The organism is Klebsiella sp. 141240 (assembly GCF_050600805.1).
In the GTDB taxonomy this organism is placed as follows: Bacteria; Pseudomonadota; Gammaproteobacteria; order Enterobacterales; family Enterobacteriaceae; genus Klebsiella; species Klebsiella aerogenes.
This window is the reverse complement of sequence record NZ_JAQIRK010000009.1, coordinates 152,692-166,531: the sequence shown is the minus strand read 5'-3', so window position 1 is coordinate 166,531 and position 13,840 is coordinate 152,692. Positions and strand designations below refer to the sequence as shown.

At 54.8% G+C, this 13,840-nt stretch carries 11 protein-coding genes; 6 read left to right on the top strand and 5 right to left on the bottom strand.

Annotated features, from left to right (window positions below):
* The first annotated feature begins 90 nt into the window (after positions 1–90).
* Together PGQ95_RS16965 and PGQ95_RS16960 are read left to right on the top strand one after the other, a co-directional pair.
* Positions 91–477 carry a DUF3461 family protein gene (locus PGQ95_RS16965; protein ID WP_015368173.1) on the top strand — a complete coding sequence of 129 codons (387 nt, stop codon included), beginning with the start codon at positions 91–93 and terminating at the stop codon, positions 475–477.
* 196 nt (positions 478–673) lie between these two features.
* A complete protein-coding gene (locus PGQ95_RS16960; RefSeq protein WP_430918806.1) occupies positions 674–3,661 on the top strand; it encodes a putative mucin/carbohydrate-binding domain-containing protein in 2,988 nt (995 codons plus the stop codon).
* A gap of 37 nt (positions 3,662–3,698) precedes the next feature.
* On the opposite strand, the gene PGQ95_RS16955 is transcribed toward PGQ95_RS16960, so the two are convergent.
* From PGQ95_RS16955 to dgt, 3 genes are all read right to left on the bottom strand, one after another.
* Positions 3,699–4,856, bottom strand: coding sequence for a CdaR family transcriptional regulator (locus tag PGQ95_RS16955; protein ID WP_087860845.1), 1,158 nt, complete (start codon positions 4,854–4,856; stop codon positions 3,699–3,701).
* 175 nt (positions 4,857–5,031) lie between these two features.
* Complete coding sequence (gene degP, locus PGQ95_RS16950; RefSeq protein WP_087860846.1) at positions 5,032–6,465, bottom strand: serine endoprotease DegP; 1,434 nt, start codon at positions 6,463–6,465, stop codon at positions 5,032–5,034.
* A gap of 141 nt (positions 6,466–6,606) precedes the next feature.
* Entirely contained in the window at positions 6,607–8,121 is a 1,515-nt protein-coding gene (dgt, locus tag PGQ95_RS16945) for a dGTPase (RefSeq protein WP_113374437.1), read from the bottom strand.
* An 83-nt stretch (positions 8,122–8,204) separates the two neighbouring features.
* Between dgt and mtnN the strand changes: the two genes are divergently transcribed.
* Genes mtnN through PGQ95_RS16930 form a run of 3 tightly spaced genes read left to right on the top strand, consistent with a single transcriptional unit; the run spans position 8,205 to position 10,354 of the window.
* The gene (gene mtnN / locus PGQ95_RS16940) at positions 8,205–8,903 is read left to right on the top strand and encodes a 5'-methylthioadenosine/S-adenosylhomocysteine nucleosidase (RefSeq protein ID WP_015704439.1); all 699 of its coding nucleotides are present in this window, start codon (positions 8,205–8,207) and stop codon (positions 8,901–8,903) included.
* The gene (btuF, locus tag PGQ95_RS16935; RefSeq protein WP_087860848.1) at positions 8,896–9,696 is read left to right on the top strand and encodes a vitamin B12 ABC transporter substrate-binding protein BtuF; all 801 of its coding nucleotides are present in this window, start codon (positions 8,896–8,898) and stop codon (positions 9,694–9,696) included. The genes mtnN and btuF overlap by 8 nt, the downstream gene beginning before the upstream one ends.
* Before the next feature lie 34 nt (positions 9,697–9,730).
* A complete protein-coding gene (locus tag PGQ95_RS16930; protein WP_087860849.1) occupies positions 9,731–10,354 on the top strand; it encodes a TRIC cation channel family protein in 624 nt (207 codons plus the stop codon).
* A gap of 79 nt (positions 10,355–10,433) precedes the next feature.
* Here the strand turns inward: PGQ95_RS16930 and erpA are convergent, their stop codons facing one another.
* Together erpA and clcA are read right to left on the bottom strand one after the other, a co-directional pair.
* Complete coding sequence (gene erpA, locus PGQ95_RS16925; protein ID WP_008807363.1) at positions 10,434–10,778, bottom strand: iron-sulfur cluster insertion protein ErpA; 345 nt, start codon at positions 10,776–10,778, stop codon at positions 10,434–10,436.
* Between the two features lie 81 nt (positions 10,779–10,859).
* Positions 10,860–12,278: a H(+)/Cl(-) exchange transporter ClcA gene (clcA, locus tag PGQ95_RS16920; RefSeq protein ID WP_075052432.1), complete on the bottom strand. Its 1,419-nt coding sequence runs from the start codon at positions 12,276–12,278 to the stop codon at positions 10,860–10,862.
* A gap of 179 nt (positions 12,279–12,457) precedes the next feature.
* Here clcA and hemL point away from each other — a divergent pair, with 179 nt between their 5' ends.
* Complete coding sequence (gene hemL / locus PGQ95_RS16915; RefSeq protein WP_045376565.1) at positions 12,458–13,738, top strand: glutamate-1-semialdehyde 2,1-aminomutase; 1,281 nt, start codon at positions 12,458–12,460, stop codon at positions 13,736–13,738.
* Positions 13,739–13,840 lie beyond the last annotated feature (102 nt).

Sequence of the window (13,840 nt, the reverse complement as noted above, 5' to 3'; positions counted from 1 at the left end):
AGATATCCCGCTTTTTTTATATCTGACGCTGGCGAAGATGGATTTTTTCGTTAATTATTCAATGGTTATGATGATATCAAAGGTACCGTTATGTACGATAATCTGAAAAGTCTTGGCATTACCAATCCTGATGAAATCGATCGCTATAGCCTGCGCCAGGAAGCTAACAACGACATCCTGAAGATCTATTTCCAGAAAGATAAAGGCGAATTCTTCGCCAAAAGCGTGAAGTTTAAATACCCACGCCAGCGTAAAACCGTGGTCGCCGACGGCGTCGGTCAGGGCTACAAAGAGGTGCAGGAGATAAGCCCGAACCTGCGATATGTGATCGACGAGCTGGACCAGCTCTGCCAGCGCGATCGCACAGAAATCGACCTCAAGCGTAAGATCCTTGACGATTTACGCCATCTGGAAAGCGTGGTCACCAATAAGATCAGCGAAATTGAAGCCGATCTGGAAAAGCTGACGCGTAAATAAATCAGCCTGATAGGGCCAGCGACTGGCCCTCTTCCCCTGCCCCATCCCCTGTTTCCTTAGCCGTAGATCATCTTCGCCATCAGCAAACCTCAGTTATCCCTCACTGACATCATTTCACATCACAACCCTATCCATATGAATTACTTAAAATTTCATTTCGTTTATGTTCAGTTTCCGCTTAAAAGGAGATAGCTCTATGACACAGGAAATTGAACAAAAATGTTATACCCTGCCATCGGCCCCCTGGCTGGATAAAGCCGGTTTTGAAAAAGGGCGGCAGCACGATCGTCAGGCGCTGGGGTTTATTCTACCCGCCAATACCGTACTGCAAATTCGACAAACCGATCTCAGCAACGGCATCTCGACCCTGCTCCTGCTCTGCGACGATACCGCGCTGGAGAAAACCTGCGCCCTGACCACCAATTGGAAAACGATCAGCACCACCGTCGATTCCGTCCCTTTTATCGATACATTATTTACCGACAGCCCCTGCGAGTTCTCCGTGGTTTACCAGCAACCCGCGACGACGAAACCGCTCCCCAGCTGGAAATCAGGGCAATCTGAAGAGGCGTTTTTCCTTGGCTGGGAGAATAATAAATCATCCTTCGCGCTGATTGATTTGGATGTTATCAACCTGCTGCTACCCTATGCCGACCGCGATAATGCGCTGAAAGCGGGATTAGCGGCATTACACCGTTTCTATAATCACCTTTTCACCTGCTATAACGAGTGGGCCGGGCTAAGCAATAATCCAGATTCACAATGGAATCAGGATGTTGCTAACCGCTATTTTCTGCGGGCGGATAAACATGGCGTCGGCGCGGCCTATTATAATAGCAGCTGGTGCGCGCAAACCGCCGCAACGGTGGGCGAAGGCTGGCTGGATAACGTCGCCACGCAGTGGGTTATCCTGCATGAAATTGGCCACGGCTATCAGGGTAAATTTATGCAAGATCCCACGCTGTCCGTCAGCGAAGTGTGGAACAATATTTACGCCTCCTTTTATCAACAGCTCACGCTGAGTCAGGATAATCATCTCTATACCGATGGCTGGTTATACAACTATGGGCAGCTGGCCGTGCAGGAAGCACAGCTGATAAACTATATTACCGATAAGACGCCGGTCACCAGTTGGGGTTTGCGTCCTCGCCTGCAATTCCTGATGCTGATGTTATTCAAAGCAGGCGCCAACGCTTTCCGCGTCTTTAACCAGAATTATCGCCAATTCGCCAACAGCGATGGCTTCCAGCCGACCGATCATCAGCTTGCCGATATGCTGGCAACCGCCATTGCTACCTCTGCGGGATATGATGTGACGCCGTTTATCGATCTCTGCGGTTTAACGCTGAAGCACGCCACCCGGGAAAATATCGTTTCACTGGCGACAAAACCGCTCTATCCACTGTATCGTTTTCTGCCGCAAAGCGAGTGGGATAGCGCGCGCCAGCAGTTAGGGCTGGATTCCTTCTTCTGGCTGGTGGATAACAGCGAGCTGGCAATATTAGGTAAAACGGGGACGCTAACCCTGACGCTGAATATCGATCATCCGGAGCAAATTTACGGTCAGACGCTGACTATCAAGGATAATTGCGGTAACCATTATTCACTGGTTATTGATGGGGACGCCCTGACCCTGAAAGAGATGCCAATTGGCGTGTATCAGATTGAGCTTCCAAAAGGTCGGTCACAAAAATATCGCCCGGACATCAGCTATCTCACCGTAAAAGAAGGCGCCAACGCGGTTACCGTTAACTACATTCCACAAAACGATACCAGCGAACGTAACGTGAGAATAACCTTTTTAGGGCTTAGTGACGCGCCTTTCGCCCGCCTTGATATCGATTACGAAAATCAGCAGCTTATTCTTAATGTCACCAGCTCTACGCCGCACAGCTACTACCCTGGGGCATTGTATGCTGCGGTAAACGTACTTTCCGCCAGTGGGGAAAAAGTATTCGAACGCAACATGACCGGTACCAATTGCGCCACCGGAAAAGTCGTTATTCCATTCAGTCCTCACTATCACCTGTACATTACTCACGTGGAACCTGGGCGGCTGAAAGCTTCTCTCGGATATTTAACGCTGGTCGCACGCGAGAAATACCAGCTGATACGCATTGATGATAATGGTCTGTATAACTTTATCCTCAATAATAATCCGGCGGATGATTTACAGGCTATTTTCGAGCACAACGCCCAGGCGATCCGGAGCCAGCCCTCGCTGCTAGCGCAGGAAGAGTGCGTCTGTAAAAACGACCTCTGGCTGATGCTCCCTCATATTGAAGAACCCCAACGCAGCCGCTTGCTGAAAGCCTATGCCGATGTCCTGCCCCTGGCTAATGACGATCCTGGCGAGCTGACGGGCAAAAGCGTGACGCTCAATCTCCGCGGTCAGGGCAATAACGAGTTTTGCCAGATCGTTATTGATAATAAACAGCGCGCGATGACGGTCGCCACGCGGGCCGGTACGCCGCACTCGTATTACGTCGCCCATACTTATGCCAGCATTACGGTCAGCGACGAGAACGATACGGTCGTTTATCAACGCAGCTATGCCGGCGCAACTAACAATCTGGCAAACAGTGAAACTATCGCTCTCGCGGAAGGGATGATCATCGATATTTTCCATGATGAAGCATTCCGCTCCAGCGCCACGAATGGCACAACCCAAAACGCCGTCCCCCTTAAGCAACATAACCGCTGGCGCGTGGTGAAAACGGGTCTCGAAGCCTTTGCGCTCGCACATGATGTGCCGGATGAGGAAGCCGCTGGTACAGAAGAGGAAACTCAGGAGGCCACCGCGCTGTATGGCGATTGCTTCAGCTGGCAGCTGCTTGGCGATGATGACGTATGCTTTGCCGCGATGGAGCTGGATATTGGTAACAGTCTGCTAACCTTTACCGCGAGTCCAGTGGTGCCGAACAAGCACTTTACGACCACATACGCCACGGTCAATGTCTACAATACGCGCGGTTCGGTGGTGTATCGTCAGTCGATCAAAGGATCGTCGCAGCTGGGCGACTATGTTGATACCGCTATGCTGGAGGAAGGCTATACCATTGAAGTCTTCCATGCCGAAGCGGGAAATCGTTCCGTTATTATTAACCCGCTCAATGGCAATAGCTGGCAACAGTCCAATACCGTCACCTGGCAAGTGACCGCTCGCGGGCTACAGCGCCTGTAGTCCGTCATTTCCACTCCCGCCTCAGGCGGGAGTGTTTTTAGCGTTGTTCATCCAGCTGCAATGCAATGTACAACAGCAGACGGTCGTCAAAACTCCCGAGATCCAACCCGGTCAATTCCGAAATCCGATTGAGCCGATATTCCAGGGTATTACGATGAATAAACAGCGCCTTTGACGTGGCCAGCGGCTGCACGTTATGACGAAACCATGCCTGCAGGGTGCGGCGCAGCAGGCCGTTGTTATCCATCGCCTTCAGCCGCGTCAGCGGGCGCGCCAGCTCATTGGCCTGCCAGCCGCCGCGCAGGCTATCCAGCAGCACCGGCAGCATCAGATCCTGATAAAAATAGCTGCGGCTCTCCGGCATTCGCTGCTTACCCACCATCATCGTCGTGCGCGCGGTCCGATAAGAACGTGCGATACTGCCGGGTCCGGTAAAGAAGTTACCTAACGCAACGCGGAATTGCAGCTGGCCATTCTCTTTCATACGGGCAATTAGTTGCTCAACGCGCCTGCAGTGGTCATCGGCGTCCCAGCGGCCAAAGGCATTTAACGCTGGTTTCAATACCACCATCTCGGTCAGCGAAACAATCGCCACCAGGTTGTTGCGATCCGGCGTGGTCAGCGCCGTCTGCAGCTGCTGCAATTCCGCCATCGCGCTATCGACGCCAAGCTGGCCGCTATCAACTTCAATCATCGCCACCACCCGCGGCTGATTGAGGTCGATGCCCAGTCGCTGCGCCCACTCGTTGAGCGCCGGGGTATTTTCTTCCGCCTGAATCAGGTTCATGACCAGTTCTTCACGCAGGCGGCTGTCCTGCGCCAGCAAATGCATCAGTCGCGACTGTTCGAGCATCATCTCCGCGGTCATACACACCAGCTCACCATACTTGCGCAGCGATTCGGGCTCGCCGGTTAATCCAATTACGCCGACGATCTCCCCTTCAAGACGCAGCGGCAAATTAATCCCCTGACGTACGCCGTGCAGATGGCGAGCAACCGCATCATCAATATCAACCACCCGTCCCTGCGATAGCACCAGCAGCGCGCCTTCGTGCAATTCACCAATACGCTCGCGATCGCCGCTGCCGATAATGCGCCCGCGGGCATCCATTACGTTAATATTGGTATCAATGATGCGCATCGTTCGCGCCACGATATCCTGCGCCATTTTGGTATCAAGATGCCAGCCAGCCATGTAACCCTCCCCTGAGCAGGGCATCAGCATAAAAGAGTGACGAAGAGGACGCACTGTGCATATGCACAAAGCATGACAAAGAAGTATGGAGTTGTGGCGGGAATCACAGAACCGGCGGGCAGAATAAAAAAGCCCCCTTCCCTTACCGGGAAAGGGGCATTCACGCTAGTATCAGTTACTGCATCAGCAGGTAGATAGAGGTATCACCACGCTGAATATTGAGCGCCAGAACAGACGGTTTCGCGTCGAAGATTTTGCGCAGGTCGGCGATGTTTTTCACCGGCTGCTGGTTAGCGCCGACAATGATGTCGCCTTTCTTCAGACCAATCTGCGCCGCCGGGGTGCCCGCTTTCACGTTGCTCACCACCACGCCTTTATCCTGGCCCTTGTTGCTCATTTCCGCGCCTTCAATACCGTTAAAGATGCTGCTGGAGTCAACCTGGTTCTGGTTGCTCTGCTGGAGTTCAACGGTAACGTTGACCGGCTTGCCGTCGCGCAGCAGGCCCAGCTCGACTTTGCTGCCGATAGGCATCGTACCGACCTGCGCACGCAGCGCCGCGAAGCTGCTGATCGGCTTGCCGTTCAGGGTAGTAATCACGTCGCCGGCTTTAATACCCGCTTTCGCCGCCGCAGAGCCCGGCATCACCTGGCTTACGAACGCGCCGCGCTGGGCATCAACTTTCATCGCCTTCGCCAGCTCGGAGTTCAGCTCGGTACCCATGATCCCCAGTTCGCCGCGTTTCACCTGGCCAAACTTGACCATCTGCTCGGTCAGGTTTTTCACCATGTTGCTCGGGATAGCAAAGCCGATACCGATGTTGCCGCCGTCCGGTGCAAGGATCGCGGTGTTGATACCGATCAGCTCACCGTTGAGATTCACCAGCGCGCCGCCGGAGTTACCGCGGTTAATAGCCGCATCGGTCTGGATGAAGTTTTCATAGTTTTCCACGTTCAGGCCGCTACGGCCCAATGCGGAGACGATACCGGAGGTCACGGTTTCGCCGAGGCCAAACGGGTTACCGATAGCCACGGTGTAATCGCCGACGCGCAGCGCGTCAGAGTCGGCAAGCTTAATCGCCGTCAGGTTCTTCGGATCCTGAATTTGAATCAGCGCGATGTCGGAGCGCGGATCTTTACCAACGACTTTCGCATCGAATTTACGGCCATCGCTCAACTGAACTTTAATCGTGGTGGCATTATCGACCACATGGTTGTTGGTCACCACATAGCCTTTGGCCGCATCAATGATGACCCCGGAACCGAGCGCCATAAATTTCTGCTGCTGCGCGTTATCGCCAGGCGCGCCCTGGCCGCCGCCCTGACAGAATGGGGAGCTCTGGAATGGCGAACCGTCCTGGCAGAACGGCGAGTTGTCACCGAAGAACTGCTGGAAGTTACGCGGCATCCGCGGCGTGTTAACAGTCGTGCTGCCTTCAACGTTGATGCTCACCACAGACGGCATCACTTTTTCCAGCATCGGCGCCAGGCTCGGCATCTGCTGCGCAGTGGTCGCCGAGGAAGCCGTTTCAGCCGCGCTCGCAGAGAGCGGGGACAACGCCAGACCTAAACTCAGAGCCAGAGCACTCATTGCTAACGTGGTTTTTTTCATAGGTTTCAATCTCAATTTCAAATTTCGGATAACGAAAAAGTTGCTGTGTACGCACTCTCAGAGTCATTTTATAGCGCGAAGTTCCAGAGTTAAGTTTCGGTAAAAGTAAAAATTTATTGTCCGTCTTTACAAAACTCAGACTTATTCCACCGCCATCAGACGACGATATTCATCCCACGCATACAAATCCGTCATTCCGCTGATATAGTCCTGAATCAATCGACAACGGTAATAATACTCCAGCACGGGATATTCTTCGGTATCGCGCGAAAGCTTATTTACCGCCTCCACATAAGCCAACCGATGTCGGGTTGAGAGTTTCTGGAACAATCTCGAAGCAATAGGCAAACTGCGTACCCGCTCTTGTTCCACCAATTGGCTGAACTCCTCCAGCGATAATTTCAGCAGTGGCTCGTAGATATCCAACAGCCCGCTGATAACGCGGTAGCCCTGTAATTCCAGCTGTTCAACATCAGGATGGCTAAACACCTGTTTTATGGCGACGTTTTTATAAAGTTCAAGTAGCTGACTACAATCGCTATCGTCCTCTAACAGCGCATGATTAAAGTCGCCGCTAAAAATTGCCGGTAAGTTTTCGATAAATCGATGCGCCGCATAAGGCACCAGTTTATTCAGCGTATTGACCCGTAAATACATAAAGAACTGATCTTCAGTGCTGCGGCTGAGTGAATTAGCACGCGATTTCTCCCACGCGTTTTCTACGACTTGTGCGAACAGCGATCCTTTTTCATGAACGCCCCATGCGTCATACAGATGCTGATACAATTGCTCCGCGCTGAATATCCTTTTTTCCACCGCATCTTCGAGGTCAGCAACACAATATGAGATATCATCGGCAGCTTCCATAATCCACGTTAATGGGAAACGATTGTAAGGCGCCAGATCCAATTCTTTACGCAGCCGTGCGATATACTCTTCTTCGGCTAAATAATAACCAGGCTTTTTCATTAAATAGCTATGGCTGGCTGGCGTCTCTCCCCGCCACCACGCCGGTCGCGTATATTTGAGGATACAGCCGACCTGGGTCCAGGTCAGATTCATACGCATCAGCGTGTGCACCAGCCGGATCCCTTGCGCATTACCTTCAAAGCAGCACAAATCCTGACGCACTTTACGCCGCAGTTCATTGAGCAACCCTTCGCCGTCGTGCAGACGCAGCGCGTCAACCTGGCAGCGATCCTGGCTTAACGGCTGGCTGGCGGCATCTTTCGGCGCTAGCCGTTTGCTGAACCAATCGTTAATTGCCGCTTCGCCAAAATGGCCAAATGGTGGATTGCCGATATCGTGCATCAGGCAGGCCATCTCCACCACGCTTTCAAACGGGCCGCTCAGTTCATCCAGACCGTAGCGTTCCAGCAGCTTTTGCTCCTTCAGGCGGCTTAGCACCTCTTTGGCGATGTAGCGCCCGACCTGCTGGACTTCGAGCGAATGGGTGAGACGTGTGCGGACCGCCGCGTTGCGCTCAAGTGGAAAGACCTGGGTTTTTTGCTGCAGCCGCCGGATAGCCGGAGAATTGATAATGCGCCCGCGATCGCTTTCAAACACCCGCAGGATCTCGCGTTCCGTCTCTACCCCCTGCGGCGAACGGTAGCGCCGACGCCAGTGAATCTTGTTGCGAAAATCAATATTTGCCATAGCCTCTCCCGCGCGAGCAATACGCTTCCCCTTAAGCGCATGATAGACTATGCAGCTAATCCTGACATATCGCGAGTAAATCTATGAAAATTGGCATTATTGGCGCCATGGAAGAGGAAGTTACTCTTCTGCGCGACAAAATCGAGAACCGCCAGACTATCTCTATCGGCGGTAGCGAAATCTACACCGGCCAACTTCACGGTACCGAGGTTGCTCTGCTGAAATCCGGCATTGGTAAAGTGGCAGCCGCCATGGGTGCGACCCTGTTGCTGGAGCGCTGCAAGCCGGATGTGATTATCAATACCGGTTCCGCGGGCGGTCTGGCGCCGACGCTGAAAGTCGGCGACATCGTGGTCTCTGACGAAGCGCGTTATCACGATGCCGACGTCACCGCGTTTGGCTATGAATACGGCCAACTGCCGGGCTGTCCGGCGGGTTTCAAAGCTGATGACAAACTGATTGCCGCCGCGGAAACCTGCATCAAAGCGCTGAATCTCAACGCCGTTCGCGGGTTGATCGTCAGCGGTGACGCATTCATCAACGGCTCGGTAGGGCTGGCGAAAATCCGCCACAACTTCCCGCAGGCCGTTGCCGTAGAGATGGAAGCGACCGCCATCGCCCACGTCTGCCATAACTTCAGTATTCCATTTGTGGTGGTACGAGCAATCTCTGACGTCGCTGACCAGCAGTCGCATCTCAGCTTCGACGAGTTCCTCGCCGTTGCCGCCAAGCAGTCCACCCTGATGGTGGAAAATCTGGTGCAGAACCTGGCGCGTGGCTAAGTCGCTACAGAAGGCGTTAACCGCCCTGCTGTTACTCGCCCCGGCGTGGCTTTTCGCCGCGCCGCGGGTGGTGACGCTCTCCCCGGCCAACACCGAATTGGCCTTTGCTGCCGGCATTACGCCGGTCGGCGTCAGCAGTTATTCCGACTACCCTCCCGCCGCGGCTAAAATCGAACAAGTCGCCAGCTGGCAGGGAATGAACCTTGAACGTATTGTCGCTCTGAAGCCCGATCTGGTGCTGGCGTGGCGCGGCGGCAATGCCGAACGCCAGGTCAATCAGCTCAGTTCACTGGGAATCAAGGTTATCTGGGTCGAAACGGGTTCGATTGAGCAAATCATTAGCGCTCTGCGGATGCTGGCGCCGTGGAGCCCGCAGCCGGAAAAAGCCCGTCAGGCCGCGCAGGCGATGCAAGACGATTACCAGGCGCTAAAAGCCCGCTATGCCACCGTGCCGAAAAAGCGCGTATTTTTACAGTTCGGCGCCAACCCGCTGTTCACCAGCAATAGCGCCTCGATCCAGAATCAAGTATTGAGCCTGTGCGGCGGAGAAAATATTTTTGCCGCCAGCCGCGTTCCCTGGCCGCAGGTCAGCCGCGAACAGGTGCTGTCACGGCATCCGCAGGCTATCGTCATCACCGGCGACGCCAGTAAAATCCCCGCCGTGGATCGCTATTGGCAAAATCAGCTCACAATTTCGCTCATCGCCTTACATAGCGACTGGTTTGAACGCGCGGGCCCACGTATTATCCTTGCCGCAAAACAACTCTGTACTGCGCTTGAGCAGGTAAAATAACCGCCTGGCAGCAGGCTTATAGCGGGAACTGACGATGCTTGTCTATTGGCTGGATATTATTGGCACAGCCGTATTTGCTATCTCCGGCGTATTGCTGGCGGGAAAATTACGCATGGACCCTTTCGGCGTGCTGGTATTAGGCGTGGTTACCGCCGTGGGCGGCGGGACGATCCGCGATATGGCGCTGGCCAATGGCCCGGTGTTCTGGGTTAAGGACCCTACCGATCTGGTCGTGGCGATGGTCACCAGTATGTTAACGATTCTGCTGGTACGCCAGCCACGGCGCATGCCGAAATGGGTACTGCCGGTATTAGATGCCGTCGGCCTGGCGGTGTTTGTCGGCATCGGCGTGAATAAAGCCTTTATTGCCCATACCGGCCCGCTGGTAGCTATTTGCATGGGCGTGGTCACCGGCGTCGGCGGCGGGATTATCCGCGACGTGCTGGCGCGAGAAATTCCGATGATTCTGCGCACCGAAATCTATGCCACCGCCTGCATTGTCGGCGGTATCGTGCACGCGACGGCGCACTACACCTTTCAGCTGTCGCTGGAAAACTCGGCGATGTTAGGGATGGTGGTGACGCTGGTAATACGCCTGGCGGCGATTCGCTGGCACCTCAAGCTGCCGACCTTTGCGTTGGATGATAACGGACGGTAATAAAAGCAAAACGGTAACCTCATGGTTACCGTTTTTCGTATTCGTTGCTCTCTGTGGCAAAGAGCTAGTGTGACTACCTTTAAACGCTGAACGAGGAGCCGCAGCCGCAGGTGCTTTTCGCATTCGGGTTGGTCACGATGAAACGCGAACCTTCCAGACCTTCGGTATAGTCGACGGCGCCGCCAACCAGATACTGCAGGCTCATTGGGTCAACCACCAGGCCGACACCCTGTTTCTCGATAGTCATATCGCCTTCGTTGACCTGATCGTCAAAGGTGAAGCCATACTGGAAACCGCTGCAACCGCCGCCGGTGATGTACACGCGCAGTTTCAGGTTCGGATTGTCTTCATCCGCAATCAGATGTTTTACTTTGTTCGCTGCGGCTTCGGTGAACTCCAGCGGCAACGCTACGTCATCACTCATTTTTTGCTCCCATTAATACTTCCGGCCGATTAAAGAATAACCGGACCTTTTGAGCCATTATCTAATACCCTGGTAAATCGTTCAAGTATTCTCCCGGGGTACCTGCTGCGCTTTCGCCGCCTCTTCGGCCTTCTGTTTCGCCAGAGTACGCTGCAGAATGGTCGAATACAAAGGTTTACCGCCGAGGAACTGCGCCAATAGTGTTGCCCCAAGGCAAGTAATAATCATTGGCAAAATGAGCTGATAGTTATCGGTCATCTCCAGCACCAGCACAATCCCGGTAAGCGGGGCGCGTACCGAAGCCGCCAGCAACGCCCCCATCCCGGCGATAGCGAAGGTACCGGCATCCAGATGATAGGACGGAAACAGCGGGATGGCAGCCATGCCGAATGCCGTCCCCAGCAGCGTGCCGAGCGCCAGCATCGGAGCGAAAATCCCCCCCGGCGCGCCGGAAGAGAAGCACAGCAACGTGGTGATGACACGCGCAATAAAAATGAACAGCAGCAGCCCAACCGAGAAGTTGCCGGCAGCGGCGATCGGGATAAGGTTAAAACCGCCGCCCACCGCGGTCGGCTGCATCAGGCCCAGCAGACCGCACAGCCCGCCGATAAGCCCGCCAATCAACACCCATTTTTTGATATTGCCGCCATGGAGGCGCTGGAACATATCCTGCGTTCGCAGCACCAGGGTATTAAACAATGGCCCGAAACAGCCGAAAATCATGCCCAGCACCAGATACAACCACAGGGTATTCACCGGCGCATTGCTGAGTTTGCCGACTTCGATAATCGCCCCTTCGCCGTTAAAAATGCGAAATACAATGCTCGACATGATCACGCCGGTAAACACGGCTTTAATCGAAATCAGATTGTAGCGGAACTGCGGGCGCATCTCTTCGATGATAAACAGGATCCCCGCCAGCGGCGCGTTGAAGGCCGCGGAGAGGCCCGATGCCGCACCGGTAGCCAACAGCGTGTGCCGCGCTTCCGGGCTGCGCAGACGAAACACATCCACCACCATGCGCCCAATATTACCACCAAGCTGCACCATCGGCCCTTCGCGCCCCAGCACCATCCCGGCGCCCAGGGTTCCCATGCCGCCGATGAATTTTACCGGTAGCACGCGCCACCAGCGTACCGGGCGCAACTCTTCCAGCGCGCCTTCGATTTCCGGGATCCCGGAACCGCCGGCTTCCGGCGCAAAGCGGCGCACCAGAAAATAACCGACCATCGCCAGCAGCGCCGACAGGATAAAGGCCAGCGGCCAGACGAGGTACCAGTGGTCCGCCACCTGCACCAGGGCGCCAATTCGCTGGTTCTGTACCCAGTTCACGCTCTTTTCAAACGCCACGCCCACCAGTCCGGCCAGCGTGCCGACTACCGCCGCCATCAACAATACCGCCAACGGCGTTTTGTCGCGTTGAATTAACCGGCGGACCGCATCGCTACGGCGCACGCGAACAAACTGATGTGCTTCAAAAGAGGGAGTTTCTGCTTTCATGCCATTATCATTTATTGGTAATACAAATGAGAAGAGAGGCATTCTAGCCGCCTCCGCGCCGCGCGTCGCCAAAAAATTGTTTCGTCTACTTAATGTTTCAATTGGGCAAAACTTTCATAACCTTCATGGAATAACTTAGAATAGCCCGATAACTTTATTCACGAACCAGGATCCTGGCCATGAGCAAATCTGAAAATCTGTATAACGCCGCCCGCGAACTTATCCCCGGCGGCGTCAACTCGCCGGTCCGCGCCTTTACTGGCGTCGGCGGCACCCCGCTGTTTATTGAACGTGCGGATGGCGCCTACCTGTACGATGTCGATGGTAAAGCTTATATCGATTATGTCGGTTCCTGGGGCCCAATGGTGCTGGGTCACAACCACCCGGCCATTCGTAACGCGGTGATTGAAGCGGCAGAGCGCGGGTTAAGCTTCGGCGCGCCAACCGAAATGGAAGTCAAAATGGCGGAACTGGTTACTGAACTGGTACCGACCATGGATATGGTGCGCATGGTAAACTCCGGCACCGAAGCCACCATGAGCGCCATTCGCCTGGCGCGCGGCTTCACCGGCCGCGACAAAATCATCAAGTTTGAAGGATGCTACCACGGCCATGCCGACTGCCTGCTGGTGAAAGCCGGCTCCGGTGCGCTGACCCTCGGCCAGCCGAACTCGCCGGGCGTACCGGCCGATTTCGCGAAGCATACCCTGACCTGCACCTATAACGATCTTGCTTCGGTTCGCGCGGCGTTTGAACAGTATCCGCAGGATATCGCCTGTATCATCGTTGAACCGGTGGCCGGCAATATGAACTGCATTCCGCCGCAGCCGGAGTTCCTGCCAGGCCTGCGCGCGCTGTGTGACGAATTCGGCGCGTTGCTGATTATTGACGAAGTGATGACCGGCTTCCGCGTCGCGCTGGCCGGCGCCCAGTCTTATTACGGCGTGGAGCCGGATCTGACCTGTCTGGGTAAAATCATCGGCGGCGGTATGCCGGTGGGCGCTTTCGGCGGCCGCCGCGAGGTCATGGACGCGCTGGCGCCGACCGGTCCGGTATACCAGGCCGGTACGCTGTCAGGCAACCCTATCGCCATGGCCGCAGGCTTCGCCTGCTTAAGCGAAGTGGCGCAGCCGGGCGTGCATGAAACCCTGACCGAGCTGACCAATCAACTGGCGGATGGCCTGCTGAACGCGGCGCGCGAAACCGGGATCCCGCTGGTGGTGAATAATGTCGGCGGCATGTTCGGTATCTTCTTTACCGATGCCGAAACCGTCACCTGCTATCAGGACGTGGTGAAGTGCGATGTTGAACGTTTCAAGCGTTTCTTCCACCTGATGCTGGAAGAAGGGGTTTACCTCGCCCCGTCGGCGTTTGAAGCCGGCTTTATGTCCGTCGCCCATAGCGAAGAGGATATCAACAACACTATCGACGCCGCGCGTCGGGTGTTTGCCAAGCTGTAAGGTACTTGAATACCTGGTGGGGCAGGGATTTTCCCGAAGGCGGCGCATTGCGCCTTGTCCGGGCTACCAAATCGCACAGAGCCGTAGCCCCGGTAAGCGCTA